The organism is Streptomyces sp. APSN-46.1 (genome assembly GCF_022815725.1).
In the GTDB taxonomy this organism is placed as follows: Bacteria; Actinomycetota; Actinomycetes; order Streptomycetales; family Streptomycetaceae; genus Streptomyces.
In genome coordinates, this window is the sequence record NZ_JALGRF010000002.1 from 1,174,814 (window position 1) to 1,193,912 (window position 19,099).

A 19,099-nucleotide genomic window follows, 5' to 3' on the forward strand; every position below is an offset into this window, starting at 1 on the left:
CGGCGTACGGGGTCAGCAGCAGCGGAAGCCCTCGCGGGGGTCCGCCTCGCGGGCGTCCGTGCGGGCGCGTTCGAAGGCGCGCCGGGTCAGGACCTCGGCCGCGGGGTCGTGCGCGCGGGCGTGGGCCACGTAGCGGTCGTACGCCGCCTCGCCCGAGAACTCCCGTACGTAGAACCGCGCCTTCGCCAGGGCCGCGCGCACGCCGGTCACGCGACCGGCTCCTTCACCCGGCCGCCGCCGGAGTCCAGGCCCGCCGCCGCGAGCTCCGCCCGCTCCTCGGGCGTCGCGATCAGTCCGGCCGGGGCGACGATCCTCGACTCGGTCCAGGGGACCTCGGACAGCTTCACGGCCTCCGGGCTGCTGATGGCCTTGAAGCAGGTCCGGGCCGCGTCCAGGAGCACGATGATGATCAGGATCGCGAACAGCGCCGACAGCGCGCCGTCCACCGTGGCGTTGGTGACCACGGTGTGCATCTCGTCCATGTTCTTCGCCGGCGGCAGCACCTTCCCGGCGTCGATGCCGGTCTGGTACTTGTCGCGCTGCGCGAAGAAGCCGACCTTCACATCGTCCGAGAAGATCTTCTGGTAGCTCGCGGTGAGCGTGACCGCCACGTCCCACGCCAGCGGAACACCCGTTACCCAGGCCCACTTGAGCCGCCCGGACTTGACGAGCAGCGTGGTGCACACGGCCAGGGCCACCGCCGCGAGCAGCTGGTTCGCGATGCCGAACAGCGGGAAGAGCTGGTTGATGCCGCCCAGCGGGTCCTTGACGCCGACCCACAGGAAGTAGCCCCAGCCGCCGACGACGAGGGCGCTCGCCAGCCACACGCCCGGCTTCCAGCTGACGTCCTTGAAGGACTTGTGCACGTTGCCGAGGGTGTCCTGGAGCATGAACCGGCCCACGCGGGTACCCGCGTCCAGCGTCGTCAGGATGAACAGGGCCTCGAACATGATGGCGAAGTGGTACCAGAAGGCCTTCATCCCGGCGCCGCCGACGACGGACGAGAAGATCTCCGACATTCCGAGTGCGAAGGTCGGCGCGCCACCCGTACGGGACAGCAGGCTGGCCTCCTCCACGTCCTTGGCCGCCTGGGCGAGGGCGTCGGGGGTGATGGCGAAGCCGAAGTTGGTCACCGCCTGCGAGGCGGTCTCCACGGTGGCGCCGACGACCCCGGCGGGGGAGTTGACCGCGAAGAACAGGCCGGGCTCGATGATGCAGGCGGCGATGATCGCCATGACGGCGACGAAGGACTCGGTCAGCATCGCGCCGTAGCCGATGACCCGTACCTGGGTCTCCTTCTGGATCATCTTCGGGGTGGTACCCGAGGCGACCAGGGAGTGGAAGCCGGACAGCGCGCCGCACGCGATGGTGATGAACACGAACGGGAACATCGAGCCGGCGAAGACCGGGCCGTCGCCGCGCGTCGCGAAGTCGGTGACCGCGGGCATCTTCAGCGTCGGCATCGCTATCACCACGCCCACCGCCATCAGCGCGATGGTGCCGACCTTCATGAAGGTGGAGAGGTAGTCGCGCGGCGCGAGCAGCAGCCACACCGGCAGCACCGACGCGATGAAGCCGTACGCGACCATCCAGATGATCAGCGTCTCCTTCTCCAGCGTGAAGGTCTGCGCCAGTGAGGACTCCGCGACCCAGCCGCCCGCGACGATGGCGAGCAGCAGCAGCGCGACGCCGATGACCGAGACCTCGGTGACCCGGCCCGGCCGCAGCACGCGCAGGTAGACGCCCATGAAGAGGGCGATCGGGATGGTCATTCCGATGGAGAAGACGCCCCAGGGGGAGTGCGCCAGCGCGTTGACGATGACCAGCGCCAGCACCGCCAGCAGGATGATCATGATGGCGAACACGGCGACCAGGGCGGCGGCTCCGCCGACGGGGCCGATCTCGTCGCGGGCCATCTGCCCGAGCGAACGGCCGTCGCGCCGGGTGGAGAAGAAGAGGGTGACCATGTCCTGGACGGCGCCGGCGAAGATGACGCCCGCGACGATCCAGATGGTGCCCGGCAGGTAGCCCATCTGCGCGGCGAGCACGGGGCCGACGAGCGGGCCGGCGCCGGCGACGGCCGCGAAGTGGTGGCCGAAGAGCACCCGGCGGTCGGTCGGGTGGAAGTCGACACCGTTGTCAAGGCGTTCGGCGGGGGTGGCGCGGGTCTTGTCCACCTTCAGCACGCGGTGCGCGATGAACCGCGCGTAGAAGCGGTATCCGATGGCGTACGAGCCCAGGGCGGCGGCGAGCAGCCAGGCGGCCGAGATCTCCTCGCCCCGGGAGAGGGCCAACACCGCCCAGCCGATGGCCCCGATGAGGGCCACCAGCAACCAGACGGCGGCCGACTTCGGCGAGAGGCCGCCCGAGAGGCCGCCCGTGGAGGAAGTGGAGGAAGGCGAGCCCGGTGTGGTGCCCGGACTCGCCGCGTTCCGTTCTGTGCCTGTTGCTTCCGGTTCCGGCATGATCCCTCGTCCCCTCGTTGATCATCTGCGTAAGCGCAGGGAATCTACGGGGACCCGCCCGCTGAACGTAAGTCCCCGTCCGTATAGCGGTACGAGTGTCAACTACGTATCAGACGGCGGGACGCTGAAGGCGAGCCACGAACTTGTAACGATCTCCCCGGTACACCGAACGCACCCATTCGACGGGCTCGCCGTCGGCGTCCAGCGAGTGCCGGGAGAGCATCAGCATCGGCAGTCCGACGTCGGTCCCGAGCAGGCCGGCCTCGCGCGGGGTCGCCAGGGAGGTCTCGATCGTCTCCTCGGCCTCGGCGAGGCGCACGTCGTACACCTCGGCCAGGGCCGTGTAGAGAGAGGTGTACTTGGCCAGCGACCGGCGCAGCGCGGGGAAGCGCTTGGCCGAGAGGTGGGTGGTCTCGATGGCCATCGGCTCACCGCTGGCCAGGCGCAGCCGCTCGATGCGCAGGACCCGCCCGCCGGTGGCGATCTTCAGCAGCCCGGCGAGGGTGTCGTCGGCCGTGACGTAGCCGATGTCCAGGAGCTGGGAAGTCGGTTCCAGCCCCTGGGCCCGCATGTCCTCGGTATAGGAGGAGAGTTGGAGCGGCTGCGAGACCTTGGGTTTGGCGACGAAGGTGCCTTTGCCCTGAATGCGCTCCAGGCGGCCCTCGACCACGAGCTCTTGCAGTGCCTGCCGGACGGTGGTCCGGGAGGTGTCGAACTCGGCGGCGAGCGTACGCTCGGGGGGCACCGGCGTGCCGGGGGGCAGTGTGTCGGTCATGTCGAGCAAGTGCCGCTTGAGTCGGTAGTACTTGGGAACCCGCGCCGTGCGAGTGGCCGCCCCGCCTTCCGGCTCCGTGGTCGCCCCTTCGGTGGCCATCGCCGCCCGCCTTCCCGACTCCAGTTTCGCTGCCGTCACCGGCTCCTCCGATATGTGCGGTCACATCGTGACACGGGTGGGAGGGCAGGCCTCCTCCCTCCCCCAGGTGTCGGTCCGATAACGGACCGATCACCCGCTCATTAGACCCTTGACACCCCTAAAGGTCTAGGCCAAGCTCCGGTTACTGGTCTAAACCAATATGGATCAGATCCCGGCCCCACGTGCAGTACTTCGCGTATGTCGCCGCGGCGGGCAAGGGAAGTGCAGGCAGGCATCCCTGAGGAGGGTGGCGTGAAGCGCAAGCTCATCGCGGCGGTTGGAGTCGCGGGCATGGTTATCGGCCTCGCGGCATGCGGTGATTCCGACAGCAAGGGGGGCGACGGCAAGGCCTCCGGTGCCAAGGAACTGACCGTCTGGCTGACGGTCGACGCCCAGAACAACTGGCCGGAGCTGGTGAAGGCGGCCGACGACGCGATTGTCGCGAAGCACCCGGGTCTCACGATCAAGCACGAGTACTACGGCTGGCCGGACAAGAACGCCAAGCTCGACGCCGTCCTCGCCACCGACAAGGCCCCGGACGTTGTCGAGATGGGCAACTCCGAGATGATCGGCTACATGTCGACCGGCGCCTTCGCCGAGGTCGATCCCGCGAAGTTCGAGAACTCGGCCGCGTGGCTGGACGCCCTCAAGGAGTCCGTCACCTACGACGGCAAGACCTACGGCGTCCCCTACTACGCCGGTGGCCGCGTGGGCACCTGGCGCAAGGACATCGCCACCGAGGCCGGCATCACCGCCGCCCCGAAGACGTGGGCCGAGTACACCGCCGCCCTCGACAAGATCCAGGCCGCGAAGGGCGACAAGTTCAGCGCCCTCTACCAGCCCTCCCCGGACTGGTACGCCGCGATGTCCTACGTCTACGACGCCGGCGGCGCCATCGCCAAGAAGGACGGCGACAAGTGGAAGGGCAGCCTGTCCTCCGCCGAGTCGCTCAAGGGCCTGGCGCAGTACAAGGAGCTCATCGACAAGTACATGCACGCGGACAAGACGAAGGACGAGTCCGACCGTCCGGTCGTCTTCGGCCAGGGCAACTCGGCCGCCATCTTCGCCGCCGCGTGGGAGGGCGCCACCGCCGCCGACCCGAAGAACGACAAGGTCGGCGGGCTGAAGGACAAGCTGGAGAACTTCGTCCAGCCCGGCCCGAACGGCAAGAACCTGCCGGTCTTCCTCGGCGGTTCGGACCTCGCGGTCCCGTCCAAGTCCAAGGCCAAGGACGTCGCGGCCGAGTGGATCAACGCCTTCACCGGCGCCCAGGGCCAGAAGGGCCTCATCGCCAAGGGCAACCTGCCCAACAACAAGACGGACCTCGGCCCGCTGAAGTCCGACCCGAAGACCCAGGTCGGCGCCACCGCGGCCGAGTCCTCCTGGTTCGTCCCGACCGCCCCGGGCTGGGGCCAGATCGAGAAGGGCAAGGTCCTCCAGACCATGCTCCAGGAGATCGGCACCGGCAAGAAGTCCGTCGAGGAAGCGGCCAAGGCCGCCGACGCCGAGATCGACAAGGTCATCAACACCAAGTGACCTGTAGTCAGCAGGGCCCCGCCGAACCGGCGGGGCCCTGCTGCCCGTCAAGAGAGGGACCCCCGAGGAGCGCGCGATGAGTGCCGCACAGACAACCACCGCCGACCTGCCGCCGGCGAAGCAGCAGACGTCCACCGGGACCGGGACCGGAGCCGGGACGGGGAGCACGGGCACCCCGGGGAAGCGGGCCCGCAACGGGTCCGGCGCCACCCCCTGGCTGCTGCTCGCCCCGTGCCTGCTGGTCATCGTCCTCGTCATGGGGTACCCGCTCTTCAGACTGGTCTCCCTCTCCTTCCAGAGCTTCGGCAAGTCCGAGCTCTGGGGCTTCAAGGACGCGGAGTTCGTCGGCTTCGACAACTTCGCCAAGATCCTCGGCGACGGCGTGTTCTGGTCCGTCGTCCTGCGCACGGTCGTCTTCACGGCCGGCGCGGTCATCCTGACCATGGTCATCGGCATGCTCGTCGCGCTGCTGCTGCAGAAGGTCTCGGGCCTGGTCAAGGCGCTCATCAGCATCGCCCTCGTGGCCAGCTGGGGCATGCCGATCATCGTCGCGACCGCCGTCTTCAAGTGGCTCTTCGACGCCGACTACGGCGTGCTGAACTACCTGATGAGCAAGCTCCCGGGCGTGGACATGGTCGGCCACAACTGGTTCGCCAGCGGCCCCCAGGGCCTCGTGGTGATCATGCTGCTGGTGGTTTGGGGCGCGGTCCCCTTCGTCGTCATCACCCTCAGCGCGGGCCTCACCCAGGTGCCCAAGGAACTGGAGGAGGCCGCGCGCCTCGACGGAGCCGGCGCCCTCGGCGTGTTCCGGCACGTCACCCTCCCCATCCTGAAGCCGATCATCGTCATGCTGACGACCCTCTCGGTCATCTGGGACATGGGTGTCTTCCCGCAGGTGTTCGTCATGCGCAACGGCAACCCCGAGGCCGAGTTCGAGCTGCTGACCACCTACTCGTACCAGCAGGCCTTCGTGGTCAACGACTACTCGGGCGGCTCCGCGATCGCCCTCGTGACCGTCCTGCTGCTGCTCGGAGTGGTCGCCGTCTACATGCGCCAGATGCTCAAGATCGGAGAGGTGGAATGACCGTCACCACCACGTCCACCACATCCACTACGTCCACCGCGAAGCGGCGCAACGGGCGGAAGCAGAAGTCCAAGTCCAAGCTCGGCTGGAACCTCCTCGGTCTGCTGGTCTTCGCCACCGTGGGCTTCCCGGTCTACTGGATGCTCAACACGGCGTTCAAGCCGGCCAAGGACGCGATCGACCCGAACCCGCAGTTCTTCCCGCGCACCTTCACGCTGGACAATTTCCGCCGCGCGCTGGAGATCTCCGACTTCTGGGGCCCGGTCGGGCGAAGCATGATCGTCTCGCTCGTCGTGGTCACCATCGGCATCGCCGTCGGCATGCTGGCCGCCCTGGCCATCTCCCGCTTCGCCTTCCGCGGCCGCAAGATCGTGATCGTCGGCATCCTGGCCGTCCAGATGGTCCCGCTCGTCGCGATGATCATCCCGGTCTTCCTGCTGCTCAACGACCTCGGCCAGTACGACAAGCTCACCGGCCTGATCATCACGTACCTGACCTTCATCCTCCCCTTCACGGTGTGGACGCTGCGCGGCTTCATCGTCAACATCCCGAAGGAGCTGGAGGAGGCCGCCCAGGTCGACGGCTGCACCCCGACCGGCGCCTTCCTGCGCGTGGTCTTCCCGCTGCTCGCCCCCGGCATGGTCGCCACCTCCGTCTACGGCTTCATCCAGGCGTGGAACGAGTACCTCTACGCCCTGATGCTGATGAGCCAGCAGAACCAGACGGCCACCGTCTGGCTCGGCAACTTCACCACCAAGAACGGCACCGAGTTCGCGCCGATGATGGCCGGCTCCACGATGATGGCGATCCCGATCGTCATCCTCTTCCTCATCGTCCAGCGCAAGATGGCCGCGGGCCTCACCGCCGGCGCCGTGAAGGGATGACGCCGCCATGACCGTCCTCGCGCACCGCACCGACACCGTCACCCGCGACGCCCTCGCGGTCCTCCAGCCCGGCTTCGAGGGCACCACCGCCCCGGCCTGGCTGCTCCGCCTGATCGGCGAGGGCCTCACCTCCGTCGGCCTGTTCGGCCGGAACATCACCTCGCCCGGGCAGCTCGCCGCGCTCACCGCGCGGCTGCGCGCCGAGCGGGACGACGTCCTCGTGGCCATCGACGAGGAGGGCGGCGACGTCACGCGCCTGGAGGTGCGGGACGGCTCGTCCTTTCCCGGAAACCTGGCCCTCGGCGCCGTCGACGACACCGGCCTGACGCGGGACGTCGCCCACGAGCTGGGCCGGCGCCTCGCCGCGTGCGGGGTCAACTTCAACTGGGCCCCGTCCGCCGACGTCAACTCCAACCCCGACAACCCGGTCATCGGCGTGCGGTCCTTCGGCGCCGACACCCACCTCGCCGCCCGGCACACCGCCGCGTACGTCGAGGGCCTCCAGGCCGCCGGCGTCGCCGCCTGCACCAAGCACTTCCCGGGCCACGGCGACACCAACGTCGACTCGCACCACGCGCTGCCGCGCATCGACGTGGACCTGGACACGCTGGTGGCGCGTGAACTCGTACCGTTCAGGGCCGCGATCGAGGCCGGTACGAAGGCCGTCATGAGCGCGCACATCCTGGTGCCCTCCCTCGACCCGACCCGGCCGGCCACGCTCAGCCCGCAGATCCTGACCGGACTGCTGCGCAAGGAGCTCGGCTACGAGGGCCTGATCGTCACCGACGGCATGGAGATGAACGCCATCGCCGGGACGTACGGCATCGAGCGCGGCTCGGTACTGGCCCTGGCGGCCGGCGCCGACGCCATCTGCGTCGGCGGCGGGCTCGCCGACGAGGACACCGTGCTCCGGCTGCGGGACGCCCTGGTCGCGGCCGTACGTGAGGGCACGCTCCCGCAGGAGCGGCTCGCCGACGCCGCCGCGCGGGTACGCGCCCTGGCCGAATGGACCCGGCGGTCCCGGGCGGCCGTCGCCGCGCCGGGCGCCGCACCGGAGGGGAGCGGGCCCGGCATCGGCCTGACGGCGGCCCGCCGGGCCCTGGTCATCACCGGGCGGGCGAACCGGATCTCCGCCCCCTACGTCGCCACCCTCGCGCCCGTCGCGAACATCGCGGTGGGCGACGAGACCCCGTGGGGTGTCGCCGGGGCGCTCGCCGCGCTGGTACCGGGGACCGGGGCAGGGGTGTACCCGGAGGGCACTTCGGCCGGGGACATCCTCGCGGCGGCGGGCGGTCGTACCGTCGTCGCGGTGGTCCGGGACGCGCACCGGCACCCGTGGATGACCGAGGCCCTGGACGCGCTGGTCGCCGCGCGGCCCGACACGGTCGTGGTCGAGATGGGCCTGCCGCGGGCCGAGCCGCGGGGGGCGCTGCACATCGCGACGCACGGTGCGGCGCGCGTGTGCGGGCTCGCTGCCGCTGAGGTCATCGCGGGGGCGTAGCGGGCCCCCGCGGCCCGGCCACTGGGGCTCCGCCCCAGACCCCGCGCCTCAAACGCCGGCGAGGCTGAAATTGCCCCCCGGGCAATCCAGCCGCGCCAGGCGTACGGCATCAGCCGAATCAAGCCCCGCCGTTCGCCGGCGAGGCCGGAATTGCCCTGCGGGCAGTCCAGCCGCACTTGGCGGACGGCATCAGCCGAATCCGGCCCCGCCGTTCGCCGGCGAGGCTGAAATTGCCCTGCGGCAGTCCAGCCGCGCCGGGCGGACGGCGTCAGCCGAATCAAGCCCCGCCGGCGATTGAGGCGCGGGTCCGGGCAGCGCCCGGGAAGCCACGCGCAGCGGCACCCGTGCCCGCACCGCGAAGGGCCGGGCCCCGACAGGAGCCCGGCCCTTCGCGGTCGTACGGGTACGGCTACAGGCCCTGCCAGGAGGGCTTGTTGGCGTAGGTGTCGCGGAAGTAGTCCGCGAGCTTCAGCTTCGAGGCGGCGGCCTCGTCCACGAGGACGGTGGCGTGGCGGTGGAGCTGGAGCGCGGAGGCCGGGACCAGCGCGGACAACGGGCCCTCGACTGTCTGCGCGACGGCCTCGGCCTTGCCCTCGCCGGTGGCGAGGAGGACCAGGTGGCGGGCGTCGAGGATGGTGCCGATGCCCTGGGTGATGACGTGGTGCGGGACCTGGTCGATGTCGTCGTCGAAGAAACGGGCGTTGTCGACGCGGGTCTGCCGCGTCAGCGTCTTGATGCGGGTGCGGGAGGCGAGGGAGGAACAGGGCTCGTTGAAGCCGATGTGGCCGTCGGTGCCGATGCCGAGGAGCTGGAGGTCCACGCCGCCGGCGGCGGCGAGAGCCCGGTCGTACGCCTCGCAGGCCGCCTGGACGTCCTCGGCGGAGCCGTCGGGCCCCATGAAGGAGGCCTCGGGCAGCCCGAGCGGCTCGACGACCTCGCGCAGGACGACGGAGCGGTAGGACTCGGGATGCCCGGGCGGCAGGCCGACGTACTCGTCGAGCTGGCAGACGCGGGCCCGGGAGGCGTCGACCTCGCCGGCCTGGACCTTGGCGGCGAGCGCCTCGTAGACGGGCAGCGGGGTAGAGCCGGTCGCCACGCCGAGCAGGGCGTCGGGCTTGCGGCGGACCAGGGCGGCCATGGCCTCCGCGATGAGCTCGCCGCCTGCCTTGGCGTCCGGGACGATGACAACTTCCACGCGGGGCCTGCCGATCTGGAGAGTGGCGTATGGTATAGACCAATCTAGCAGAGCCGACCCGCCTCCGGCCGAACTCCGCCCCTCTCCATGGTGACCCCGCGACCCTCCCCCCGGACCTCCCGACGAAGCCCCGCGCCCGCGCCTCCGCCCCGGCGGTAGCCCCCCAGCCTGCGGGCCCGAGCCCCCGTCCCGGGTCCGGCCCCCGGCCTCCGGCCCCGGCCGGGCAGGGTCGGGGCGGCTGGGCCGGGGGCTAGAGGAGTGCCAGTTGGAGGCCGCCCGTGGCGGAGAGGTGTTGGCCCGTCACCCAGCGGGAGTCCGGTGAGGCCAGGAAGGCCACCACGTCCGCGACCTCCTCCACCGCGCCGACCCGGCCGAAGACCGAGCGGGACGACGCGTGCGCCCGGGCCCCGGGATCGGCCAGCCAGGCCGCGTTCAGGTCGGTCTCCGTGATGCCGGGGCCCACCGAGTTCACCGTGATCCCCCGCGGCGCGAGCTCGGCGGCCAGTGACACCGTCAGCGCGTTCACCGCGCCCTTCGCCGTGATCGTGGCGAGGATCGCCGGCAGCGCGATGTCCGGGGTACCGGTGACGTTCACGATCCGGCCCCCGTCCCGCAGCCGCGCCAGCCCGTGCTTGATCACGAAGAACGGGGCCTTGGCGTTCAGCGCGTGGACCCGGTCGTACGTCTCCTCGTCCGTCTCCGCGATGCCCGCGAACGCCGCCGCGCCCGCGTTGTTCACCAGGATGTCCACCCCCTCCGTGGCGAGCGGCGCGGCCTCGTACGCCGCCCACAGCGCCTCCGCGTCCCCCGGAACCCCCAGCTCCGCCCCGACCGCGAACGCCCGGCCCCCGGCCGCCTCGATCCCCGCCACGGTCTCCTTCGCCGCCGCCTCGTTCCGCCCGTAGTGCACGGCCACCAGCGCCCCGTCCCGCGCCAGCCGCTGCGCGACCGCCCGCCCGATACCCCGGCTGCCGCCCGTGACCAGCGCCGTCTTCCCCTTGAGCACGCCCATGACGCGCCCCCCTTCAGTAATTAATCGCTAGTGGTCGCTACAGAAAGGACCGTATCAGATTCCATAGCGTCCGCTATAGAATGAGCGCATGGTGACCGGACAGCGCGGCAGGCCCCGCTCCTTCGACCGCGACGCCGCCCTCGACAAGGCCATGCGCGCCTTCTGGGAGCGCGGCTACGAAGCGACCTCGATCTCCGACCTCACCAGGGAGCTCGGGATCGGCGCACCCAGCCTCTACGCGGCGTTCGGGGACAAGCGGAAGCTCTTCGACGAGGTCGTGGTGGTGTACGGCAGCCGGTACGGGGACTTCGCGGCCCTCGCGCTCGCGGAGGAGCCCACCGCCCGCGCCGCCGTGGAGCGCATCCTGCGCGAGGCCGCCGAGGTCTACACCGACCCGGCCCACCCGCCGGGCTGCCTCGTGATCAGCGCGGGCATCAACACCACGTCGGAGGAGGTGGCGGAGGCCCTGCGCGAGCGGCGCAACGCCAACCTCGCCATGTTCGAGAGCCGTATCCGGGCCGACATCGCGGCCGGCGTGCTGCCCGCCGACACCGACGCGCGCGCCCTGGCCCGCTACGCGGGGGCCGTGCTTCAGGGGATGTCCCAGCAGTCGCGCGACGGCGCGACACGGGAGGAGCTGGAAGCCGTCGCGGAGCTGGCCCTGCTCTCCTGGCCCGCGTGAGTGCACTAGTGAGCTGGTTCCGCCCCGAAAATTCCGCCCCGAAAATTCCGCCCCAGAAATTCCTCTGGGCCACGGTGCCAGGACGGGACCCTCAGCCCGTCCGGCACCGTAGCCCGGAGTACTTACGGCCGGCGGGTGTGCGGTTCCCGGCGGCCGGTTGGGAGGTGTGCCTGCGCGGTCAGGGCAGAGCGCGAGGCTTACCTCGATCCGTCCTCCTGTGCGGGGAGGGCGGAAGCATAAGCGATTCTGGACTAGACCAATCTGTTCTGTCCATCCAATGACAAGGCCTTCGTTGCCGTCACTTCCTCCAACAGTACGCGGGATCCGGTCATCCTGGATACTCCTGAGTAGTCGCCGTGGGGAAAGTCATGGCCCGTACCCGGGGTACGCTCGCCACGTGCCCTCCATGAACGACCTCGTACGCCAGCACACCGCTCTCAGTGAAACCGACCTGGAGTGGCTCCACCTGCTGGTCTCGGAGTGGCAGCTGCTCTCCGACCTCTCCTTCGCCGACCTCGTGCTGTGGGTGCCCACCCTCGACGGCACCCGGTACGTCTCGGTCGCGCAGATGCGCCCGAACACCGGTCCGACCTCGTACCAGGACGACATGGTCGGCCACCTGGTCCCGCGCGGCCGCCGTCCGCTGCTCGACGCCGCCCTAGACGAGGGCCGGATCGTGCGCGAGGGAGACCCGGAGTGGCGCGAGGAGGTGCCGGTCCGCGTCGAGTCGATCCCCGTCCGCCGCGAGGGGCGGGTCCTCGGCGTGATCGCGCGCAACACCAACCTGCTCACTGTGCGTACACCGAGCCGACTGGAGCTGACCTACCTCCAGTCCGCCTCCGACCTGGCCCAGATGATCGCCGCGGGATCGTTCCCCTACCCCGGCCAGCAGGTGGACATGGACGCCTCCCCGCGCGTCGGCGACGGCCTCATCCGCCTCGACGCCGACGGCGTGGTGACGTACGCGTCCCCGAACGCGCTCTCGGCCTACCACCGCCTCGGCCTCGCCGCCGACCTGGTCGGCCAGCACCTGGGCACCACCACCGCCGAACTCGCCCCCTCCCGGGGCCCCGTCGACGAGGCGCTCGTCAAGCTCGCCAGCGGCTGGGCTCCCCGGGAGACCGAGGTCGAGGGCAACGGCGGGGTCATCCAGCTGCGCGCCATCCCCCTCAAGCCCAAGGGCACCCGGATCGGCTCCCTCGTACTCTGCCGCGACGTCACGGAACTGCGGCGTCGCGAACGTGAATTGATCACGAAGGACGCGACCATCCGGGAGATCCACCACCGGGTGAAGAACAACCTCCAGACCGTGGCGGCGCTGTTGCGCCTACAGGCCCGGCGAATGGATTCTCCTCAGGGCCGCGAGGCGCTCAACGAGGCGGTGCGCCGCGTCGGTTCGATCGCGATCGTGCATGAGACGCTCTCTCAGAACCTGGACGAGCGGGTCGAGTTCGACGAGATCGCCGACCGCGTGATCGCGATGGTCGCGGAGATCTCGCCGGGCAAGGTGGACTGCCGGCGCCTCGGCCGCTTCGGGATCCTGGACGCGGAGGTCGCCACTCCGCTGTCGATGGTGCTGACCGAGATCCTGCAGAACGCGCTGGAACACGCCTTCACCCAGGGCGAGGGCGGCACCGTGCAGGTCTCCGCGAGCCGCTCCGGCGCCGGTCGCGCGGACGCGCGGCTGCTGATCACGATCCTCGACGACGGCTCGGGTCTGCCCGAGGGATTCGACCCGCAGCGGGCCGGCAACCTCGGGTTGCAGATCGTACGGACCCTCGTCGAGGGAGAGCTCGGCGGAACGTTCGACATGGTCCGGATGGAGCCGCGCGGCACCAAGGTCGTCCTCGACATCCCGGCCAGCCCGCAGAAGTAGCCGGCGCGCCGATCACCCAGGGTGATCGGGGGGTCCACAGGGCGGCGGCCCGGACAGCACTGAGCCCCGGACCGAAGTTTCCGGTCCGGGGCTCAAGAGCACGTTGCTGAGCGCTTATATGGGTACTACGCGCTGCGGCTCGAGGCTCGAAAGTCGATGTCAGGCGGTGGCGTTACGCGCCCGATTGCGAGCGGCGCGGCGCTTCATGGCGCGGCGCTCGTCCTCGCTGAGGCCGCCCCAGACGCCGGAATCCTGGCCGGACTCGAGCGCCCACTGCAGGCACTGCTCCATGACGGGGCAACGGCGGCAGACGGCCTTGGCTTCCTCGATCTGCAGCAGCGCAGGACCGGTGTTGCCGATGGGGAAGAAGAGTTCCGGGTCTTCCTCACGACAAACGGCGTTGTGACGCCAGTCCATGGCTGCTCCATCTCCTTGTATTGCGGGCAAGTTGCTTGTGAATGTGAACGCTTTCACGAATCCCCCCGTGAGGGAAGGGCCGACGCCCAGGTTCGCTGGTGCGGTCCGTGATTCGTGGTGGGGTTCTGGCGGTCTTGGTGGGTGCCGGTTCTGCGGGCTGTCCCGATCGCCATGTAGAGATTCGCAAACCTCGGACGGGGATACAACCCCTTCCGGAAAGTTTTTTTTGATTCGTCGGTGTCTAGTAGGTCACAGCCCTACTTCCTAGGGGTGGACCAGCGTGTAAACGTTCGAGTGAAAGGCCTTTGGACCCTTCCACTCACACAATCACACGCAGTGCACGGCGAACGCCTGTGAACCGAACGCTGGTGCGCAGGCCGAGGTGGTCTCCGTCCATCTGGAACGGAAGGGGAACCTTCGAATGCAAGGTGAAGTCGGTCAGATCGTGCAGAGACACCGCGTGCTTGCCGTGCGGGCCGCGCTCAGGAGTCGAGGTCAGGAGCTGTGTGGCGTAGCGAGCGACCGCCGGAGTTGACAAACGGGTGAGCGCCAATACGTCAAGTGCGGTATCGAACGACGCCTCCGGGGAGGCGTAAAGCGGACGATTCCCCAGATACGTCCAGGGGGAGGTGTTGCAGACTATCGACAGCACCAGATCCGGTACCGGATCCGCGCCCGGCCGCTCCAGGGTGACCGTGCCGTGCCGCCGGTTCTGCTCCTCCAGGAACTGGCGCACCAGCTGTCGTACGTACAGGGCGTGCGTCGAACGCTTGCCGCGTTCCCGCTGCTGCTCGACCCGGCCCACCACACCCGCGTCGAAACCGAAGCCCGCGCAGAAGGTGAACCAGCGCGCCGGAACCGACTCGTCCTCCGTGCCCGGGGTGCCGGCCGCCAGGCCGAGGCCGACGGTCCGCTCGCGCCGCTCCCGCAGGGCGTCCAGCAGGGCGCCGGTCGCCTCGACCGCGTCGTTCGGCAGCCCGAGCGCCCGGGCGAACACATTGGTGGAGCCGCCGGGGACCACGGCCAGCCGCGGCAGCCGCTCCGGGTCGGGCCCGTCGTGCAGGAGCCCGTTGACCACCTCGTTGACCGTGCCGTCGCCGCCGAGCGCCACCACGAGGTCGATGCCCTCCGCGGCCGCCTTGCGCCCCAGGTCCCGGGCGTGTCCGCGGTACTCGGTGGTGATCGCTTCCAGCTTCATCTCGCTGGCCAGGGCGTGGGTGAGCACATCGCGCGTGCGCGCGCTGGTGGTCGTCGCTGCTGGGTTGGCCACGAGGAGTGCGCGCATGAGCGCCAGCCTACCCATCCCTCCAGAGGCGACCCATACTGCCCGTCCCCTCCGGGGCCGAGGGGGGCGCGGCTACCCTGCTGGGGTGAGTAAGAAGCCTGCCTCGAAAGTCCCCGCGACGGCCAGCGCCGCCGAACCCGCTGTCGAATCAGTCGGAACAGTCGGCGCCACCGCCCGGCCGACCGCTGACGGCGCCGTGCCCGCGGCACTGCCCGGACGGCTGACCGGCGCCGCCGCGCTCACCGCGCTGGAGGGCCTGGCGCTGGCCGGCCTCGGCGTCTACATGCTGTTCGTGGGCATCGCCGGCGACCCCGACTCGCCGCAGCAGGCCGAGACCGGGGGCGTGACGCTGCTCGCGCTCGCCGCGCTGCCGCTGATCGCGGCCCGCGGGCTGCGCCTGGGCCGCCGCTGGAGCCGCGGCCCGGCGCTGATCACCCAGCTGATGGCGCTGCCGGTGGCGTGGACCCTGTGGACCACGGGCGGGGCGATGACCGTCGCCGCCGTGGCGCTGGCGCTGGCCGCCGTGGCGGTCGTGGCCCTGCTGGTGAACCCGACGGCGACCGAGGCGCTGGGAATCGGGCCTGGGGATCAGACCCGATAGTCCCGTACGGCTCTTTCCTCTCGGCTTCCTCTCGGGTTCCTCTCGGTTCCTCTGGGTTTCCTCTCACTCCTCGACGAGGAGCTTCTCCCGGAGCTGGGCCAGGGTGCGGGCCAGCAGGCGGGAGACGTGCATCTGGGAGATGCCGACCTCTTGCGCGATCTGTGACTGGGTCATGTTGCCGAAGAACCGGAGCAGCAGGATCCGCTTCTCCCGGGGCGGCAACCCCTCCAGCAGCGGCTTGAGCGACTCGCGGTACTCGACGCCCTCCAGCGCCTCGTCCTCCGAGCCCAGGGTGTCCGCGACCGCCGGCGACTCGTCGTCCGTGTCCGGGACGTCCAGGGACAGCGTGCTGTAGGCATTGGCCGATTCCAGCCCCTCCAGCACCTCCTCCTCGGAGATCCCCAGCCGCTCGGCCAGCTCGTGCACCGTGGGGGAGCGGCCGTGCTGCTGGGACAGTTCCGCCGTGGCCGTCGTCAGCGAGAGCCGCAGCTCCTGCAGCCGCCGGGGCACGCGTACCGCCCAGCCCTTGTCGCGGAAGTGCCGCTTGATCTCGCCGACCACCGTGGGGGTGGCGTACGTCGAGAACTCGACGCCGCGGTCCGGGTCGAACCGGTCCACCGACTTGATCAGGCCGATCGTCGCGACCTGCGTCAGATCGTCCAGTGGCTCCCCGCGGTTGCGGAAGCGCCGCGCCAGGTGCTCGACCAGCGGCAGGTGCATCCGGACGAGCCTATTGCGCAGCTCCGCCCGCTCCGGCGAGCCCTCGGGCAGTTCCCGCAGCTCGAAGAAGAGGGCCCGCGCGCCACTGCGGTCGCGCGGATCCGGCAGCGCCACCGCCGGAACCGGTGTCATCGGGGCCGTGGCAGCGGCGTCCGGTGACTGTGGCTGGTCGTGCTGGTTCTCGCTCATAGGGCCCGCCCGTCGCTCCGCCGAGTCCAAAAAGCCGTCTTCCGCATCCGCGTCAGCCGGGTGCGGCCGGGCCTGTTGCTGCTCCGGGATGCCGCCGTCGACCTCGTGCCGCACCCGGGGCCGATCCCCGCCCCGCACCGGGACCTCCCCGCCGCTCACGCCGGGCCTGGTCCCGCGCCGCGCTGTTTGTAGAGGCTGATGCTCACTGTCCGGTTCTCCTCGACGGTGGCCTCGACCTTCCCGGCCAGTGCCGAGAGGACCGTCCACGCGAACGTGTCCCGCTCCGGCGCGCGGCCGTCGGTGGTCGGCGCGGAGACGGTCACCTCCAGCGAATCGTCCACCAGCCGGAAGACGCAGCTGAGGACGGAGCCGGGCACGGCCTGCTGAAGCAGGATCGCGCAGGCTTCGTCCACCGCGATGCGGAGGTCCTCGATCTCGTCGAGAGTGAAGTCCAAACGTGCCGCGAGGCCGGCCGTGGCCGTTCGCAGCACCGACAGGTAGGCACCCGCAGCCGGCAGCCGGACTTCCACGAAGTCCTGGGTCCCGGGCTCGCCTGCGATCTGGGACACCCTCACCTCCAAGGTGGTACGAGCTCTGTTCGCCGGTGACGCTATCGCGATCCGGTCGATCGTGTCGCGGCACCCCTCATGGCACCCGCAAAGGGCGCACAGCCCGGCCATGCCTCTGTGCGTGACTGATGGTAAGCCCACGGGCACGCACAGTGGCTAGGGGTCTGCGGGGCCCAAATCAGGGGAACCGGCGGAGGGTTGACCTACCCCGGCTCAGACGATCGAACCGTCGACAAAACACCATCGCCACGTCTCGCCCGGTTCGAAGCTCCGCATCACCGGATGGCCCGTCTTCTGATAGTGCGCCGTGGCGTGCCGATGGGGCGACGAATCGCAGCATGCCACGTACCCGCACCACAGGCAGAGCCGCAGCTGTACCGGATGGCTTCCGAGCACCAGACATTCGGGACAGGTCGGTGCAAGGGGGACGGGCTCGGGGCGCGGCAGTTCGGGAACATGGGTGCACTCGCTCATAGTGGCCAGCGTACTGAGACGCGGGCGCGCGACGTCGGATGAACCGAGCGAGGGTGATCTTCGATGGAGGTATTGCCGCTGGTGGCGCTGGTCGCCGTCAGTGCCGCCGTGGCGGGGCTGGCCCGCTGGACGCCGGTGCCCGCCCCCCTGCTGCTCGTCGCCGCCGGGCTGCTCGCCGCGTACGTCCCCGGCGTGCCCTCGTACGCCCTGGACCCGCACATCGTGCTGCCGCTGCTGCTCCCGCCGCTGCTGTACACGGCCGGCGTGGACAGTTCGTACCTGGATCTGCGGGCGAACATCCGGCCCGTGGCCCTGCTGTCCGTGGGCTACGTGCTCTTCGCGACGCTGGCCGTCGGGTACGTGGCGTACCTGGTCGTGCCGGGGCTGTCGCTGCCGGTGGCGCTGGTGCTGGGCGCGGTGATCGCACCGCCGGACGCCGTGGCCGCGACGGCGATCGCCCGCAAGCTCGGGCTGCCGAACCGGATCACGACGATCCTCCAGGGCGAGTCCCTGGTGAACGACGCCACCGCGATCACCGCGTACAAGGTCGCCCTGGCGGCGGCGGTCGGGGTGAGCGCCGGCTGGGCGGGCGGGATCGCCGAGTTCCTGCTGGCGTCGGTGGGAGGCGTCGGCGTCGGCCTGCTGCTGATGGTGCCGATCCACCACCTGCGCACGCGGCTGCGGGAGCCGCTGCTCCAGAACACGCTGTCACTGCTGATCCCGTTCGTGGCGTACGCGGCGGCCGAGCGGGTGCACGCGTCCGGCGTGCTCGCGGTGGTCGTGGTGGCGCTGTACCTCGGGCACCGGAACTGGCAGGTGGACTTCGCGACGCGGCTCCAGGAGACGGCGGTCTGGAAGATGGTCGCCTTCATCCTGGAATCGGTGGTCTTCGCGTTGATCGGCCTCCAGCTGCCGGTGGTGCTGAAGGGGCTGGGGGAGTACGAGGGGCCGGACGCGGTCTGGTACGCGCTGGTGGTGTTCCTGGCCGTGGTGGTGGCGCGGTTCGTGTGGGTGTTCCCGGCGACGTTCCTGCCCCGGGTGCTGTCGGAACGGGTCCGCAGGCGCGAGCCGGAGACGAACTGGAAGGCGCCGGTGATCGTGGGCTGGGCCGGGATGCGGGGTGTGGTCTCGCTGGCGATCGCCTTCTCCGTGCCGATGACGGTGCCGCACCGGAACCTGATCCTGTTCCTGACGTTCACGACGGTGATCGGGACGCTGGTGGTGCAGGGGCTGACGCTGCCGCCGCTGATCCGGGTGCTGCGGCTGCCGCGGCGGGACGCGCAGGCGGAGACCCTCGCGGAGGCGCAGGCGCAGAGCGAGGCCTCGCGGGCGGCGGACGAGCGGCTGGAGGAGCTGCTGGCGGAGCCCGAGAACGCGCTGCCGCCACCGCTGGCCGACCGGCTGCGGATGGTGCTGGAGCGCAGGCGCAACGCGGTGTGGGAGCGGCTGGGGGAGGTGAACCCCGTGACCGGGGAGTCGGCGGACGACGTCTACCGGCGGCTCGCGGGGGAGATGATCGAGGCCGAACGGGAGGTGTTCGTCTCGCTGCGCGACCGGCGCAGGATCGACGACGAGATGCTGCGGGCGCTGCTGCGCCGCCTGGACCTGGAGGAGGCGGCAGCCTACCGCGAGGACTCCGCCTGATCCCCTGGCCGGGGGGAACGGGACCGACCCGGGACCGCTCCGATGCCCGTTC

General features: G+C 70.4%; 18 protein-coding genes. 8 read left to right on the forward strand and 10 right to left on the reverse strand.

The features are described from left to right. Positions 1 to 12: 12 nt before the first annotated feature. From MTF65_RS12065 to MTF65_RS12075, 3 genes are all read right to left on the reverse strand, one after another. On the reverse strand, positions 13 to 210 hold the full coding sequence (locus tag MTF65_RS12065; RefSeq protein WP_243628547.1) for a YbdD/YjiX family protein: 198 nt from the start codon (positions 208 to 210) through the stop codon (positions 13 to 15). Next, entirely contained in the window at positions 207 to 2,465 is a 2,259-nt protein-coding gene (locus MTF65_RS12070) for a carbon starvation CstA family protein (protein WP_243628548.1), read from the reverse strand. Before MTF65_RS12070 ends, MTF65_RS12065 begins: the two co-directional genes overlap by 4 nt. Positions 2,466 to 2,574: 109 nt before the next feature. Then, on the reverse strand, positions 2,575 to 3,339 hold the full coding sequence (locus MTF65_RS12075) for a GntR family transcriptional regulator (protein ID WP_243628549.1): 765 nt from the start codon (positions 3,337 to 3,339) through the stop codon (positions 2,575 to 2,577). Between the two features lie 291 nt (positions 3,340 to 3,630). On the opposite strand from MTF65_RS12075, the gene MTF65_RS12080 reads away from it, so the two are divergent. From MTF65_RS12080 to MTF65_RS12095, 4 genes are all read left to right on the forward strand, one after another. Then, the gene (locus MTF65_RS12080) at positions 3,631 to 4,914 is read left to right on the forward strand and encodes an extracellular solute-binding protein (protein ID WP_243628550.1); all 1,284 of its coding nucleotides are present in this window, start codon (positions 3,631 to 3,633) and stop codon (positions 4,912 to 4,914) included. Positions 4,915 to 4,990: 76 nt separating this feature from the next. Then, positions 4,991 to 5,998 carry a carbohydrate ABC transporter permease gene (locus MTF65_RS12085; protein WP_243628551.1) on the forward strand — a complete coding sequence of 336 codons (1,008 nt, stop codon included), beginning with the start codon at positions 4,991 to 4,993 and terminating at the stop codon, positions 5,996 to 5,998. Further along, complete coding sequence (locus MTF65_RS12090) at positions 5,995 to 6,882, forward strand: carbohydrate ABC transporter permease (protein WP_243628552.1); 888 nt, start codon at positions 5,995 to 5,997, stop codon at positions 6,880 to 6,882. Before MTF65_RS12085 ends, MTF65_RS12090 begins: the two co-directional genes overlap by 4 nt. Positions 6,883 to 6,889: 7 nt before the next feature. Next, entirely contained in the window at positions 6,890 to 8,383 is a 1,494-nt protein-coding gene (locus MTF65_RS12095) for a glycoside hydrolase family 3 protein (protein WP_243628553.1), read from the forward strand. 409 nt (positions 8,384 to 8,792) lie between these two features. On the opposite strand, the gene nagB is transcribed toward MTF65_RS12095, so the two are convergent. Further along, positions 8,793 to 9,578, reverse strand: coding sequence for a glucosamine-6-phosphate deaminase (nagB, locus tag MTF65_RS12100; protein ID WP_243628554.1), 786 nt, complete (start codon positions 9,576 to 9,578; stop codon positions 8,793 to 8,795). A gap of 250 nt (positions 9,579 to 9,828) precedes the next feature. Beyond that, positions 9,829 to 10,590: an SDR family oxidoreductase gene (locus MTF65_RS12105; protein WP_243628555.1), complete on the reverse strand. Its 762-nt coding sequence runs from the start codon at positions 10,588 to 10,590 to the stop codon at positions 9,829 to 9,831. Between the two features lie 88 nt (positions 10,591 to 10,678). On the opposite strand from MTF65_RS12105, the gene MTF65_RS12110 reads away from it, so the two are divergent. Together MTF65_RS12110 and MTF65_RS12115 are read left to right on the forward strand one after the other, a co-directional pair. After that, the gene (locus MTF65_RS12110; protein WP_243628556.1) at positions 10,679 to 11,272 is read left to right on the forward strand and encodes a TetR/AcrR family transcriptional regulator; all 594 of its coding nucleotides are present in this window, start codon (positions 10,679 to 10,681) and stop codon (positions 11,270 to 11,272) included. A gap of 406 nt (positions 11,273 to 11,678) precedes the next feature. Next, positions 11,679 to 13,148: a sensor histidine kinase gene (locus MTF65_RS12115; RefSeq protein ID WP_243628690.1), complete on the forward strand. Its 1,470-nt coding sequence runs from the start codon at positions 11,679 to 11,681 to the stop codon at positions 13,146 to 13,148. Positions 13,149 to 13,307: 159 nt separating this feature from the next. Here MTF65_RS12115 and MTF65_RS12120 read toward each other — a convergent pair whose 3' ends face one another. Beyond that, positions 13,308 to 13,565, reverse strand: coding sequence for a WhiB family transcriptional regulator (locus tag MTF65_RS12120; RefSeq protein ID WP_004937597.1), 258 nt, complete (start codon positions 13,563 to 13,565; stop codon positions 13,308 to 13,310). 319 nt (positions 13,566 to 13,884) lie between these two features. Continuing rightward, positions 13,885 to 14,850 (reverse strand): diacylglycerol kinase family protein, encoded by a 966-nt coding sequence (locus MTF65_RS12125; RefSeq protein ID WP_243628557.1) that lies wholly within the window; start codon positions 14,848 to 14,850, stop codon positions 13,885 to 13,887. 85 nt (positions 14,851 to 14,935) lie between these two features. On the opposite strand from MTF65_RS12125, the gene MTF65_RS12130 reads away from it, so the two are divergent. Continuing rightward, on the forward strand, positions 14,936 to 15,451 hold the full coding sequence (locus MTF65_RS12130) for a hypothetical protein (protein WP_374207211.1): 516 nt from the start codon (positions 14,936 to 14,938) through the stop codon (positions 15,449 to 15,451). A 63-nt stretch (positions 15,452 to 15,514) separates the two neighbouring features. Here the strand turns inward: MTF65_RS12130 and MTF65_RS12135 are convergent, their stop codons facing one another. The 3 genes from MTF65_RS12135 to MTF65_RS12145 all read right to left on the reverse strand — a co-directional run bounded on the left by MTF65_RS12135 (position 15,515) and on the right by MTF65_RS12145 (position 17,403). Then, complete coding sequence (locus tag MTF65_RS12135; RefSeq protein WP_243628692.1) at positions 15,515 to 16,498, reverse strand: RNA polymerase sigma factor SigF; 984 nt, start codon at positions 16,496 to 16,498, stop codon at positions 15,515 to 15,517. Between the two features lie 17 nt (positions 16,499 to 16,515). Then, complete coding sequence (locus MTF65_RS12140) at positions 16,516 to 16,929, reverse strand: anti-sigma regulatory factor (RefSeq protein WP_008741530.1); 414 nt, start codon at positions 16,927 to 16,929, stop codon at positions 16,516 to 16,518. 213 nt (positions 16,930 to 17,142) lie between these two features. Then, a complete protein-coding gene (locus tag MTF65_RS12145; RefSeq protein WP_243628558.1) occupies positions 17,143 to 17,403 on the reverse strand; it encodes a UBP-type zinc finger domain-containing protein in 261 nt (86 codons plus the stop codon). Positions 17,404 to 17,466: 63 nt separating this feature from the next. On the opposite strand from MTF65_RS12145, the gene MTF65_RS12150 reads away from it, so the two are divergent. Then, the gene (locus MTF65_RS12150) at positions 17,467 to 19,047 is read left to right on the forward strand and encodes a Na+/H+ antiporter (protein WP_243628559.1); all 1,581 of its coding nucleotides are present in this window, start codon (positions 17,467 to 17,469) and stop codon (positions 19,045 to 19,047) included. The last annotated feature ends 52 nt before the right edge of the window (positions 19,048 to 19,099 follow it).

Excerpts from the sequence above, each read along its gene's own strand:
- MTF65_RS12090 (WP_243628552.1), top strand. The coding sequence starts at position 5,995 with ATGACCGTCACCACCACGTCCACCACATCCACTACGTCCACCGCGAAG.
- MTF65_RS12120 (WP_004937597.1), bottom strand. The coding sequence starts at position 13,565 with ATGGACTGGCGTCACAACGCCGTTTGTCGTGAGGAAGACCCGGAACTC.
- MTF65_RS12125 (WP_243628557.1), bottom strand. The coding sequence starts at position 14,850 with ATGCGCGCACTCCTCGTGGCCAACCCAGCAGCGACGACCACCAGCGCG.
- MTF65_RS12110 (WP_243628556.1), top strand. The coding sequence starts at position 10,679 with ATGGTGACCGGACAGCGCGGCAGGCCCCGCTCCTTCGACCGCGACGCC.
- MTF65_RS12115 (WP_243628690.1), top strand. The coding sequence starts at position 11,679 with ATGAACGACCTCGTACGCCAGCACACCGCTCTCAGTGAAACCGACCTG.
- MTF65_RS12150 (WP_243628559.1), top strand. The coding sequence starts at position 17,467 with ATGGAGGTATTGCCGCTGGTGGCGCTGGTCGCCGTCAGTGCCGCCGTG.
- MTF65_RS12145 (WP_243628558.1), bottom strand. The coding sequence starts at position 17,403 with ATGAGCGAGTGCACCCATGTTCCCGAACTGCCGCGCCCCGAGCCCGTC.
- MTF65_RS12075 (WP_243628549.1), bottom strand. The coding sequence starts at position 3,339 with ATGGCCACCGAAGGGGCGACCACGGAGCCGGAAGGCGGGGCGGCCACT.
- MTF65_RS12095 (WP_243628553.1), top strand. The coding sequence starts at position 6,890 with ATGACCGTCCTCGCGCACCGCACCGACACCGTCACCCGCGACGCCCTC.
- MTF65_RS12085 (WP_243628551.1), top strand. The coding sequence starts at position 4,991 with ATGAGTGCCGCACAGACAACCACCGCCGACCTGCCGCCGGCGAAGCAG.
- MTF65_RS12070 (WP_243628548.1), bottom strand. The coding sequence starts at position 2,465 with ATGCCGGAACCGGAAGCAACAGGCACAGAACGGAACGCGGCGAGTCCG.
- MTF65_RS12105 (WP_243628555.1), bottom strand. The coding sequence starts at position 10,590 with ATGGGCGTGCTCAAGGGGAAGACGGCGCTGGTCACGGGCGGCAGCCGG.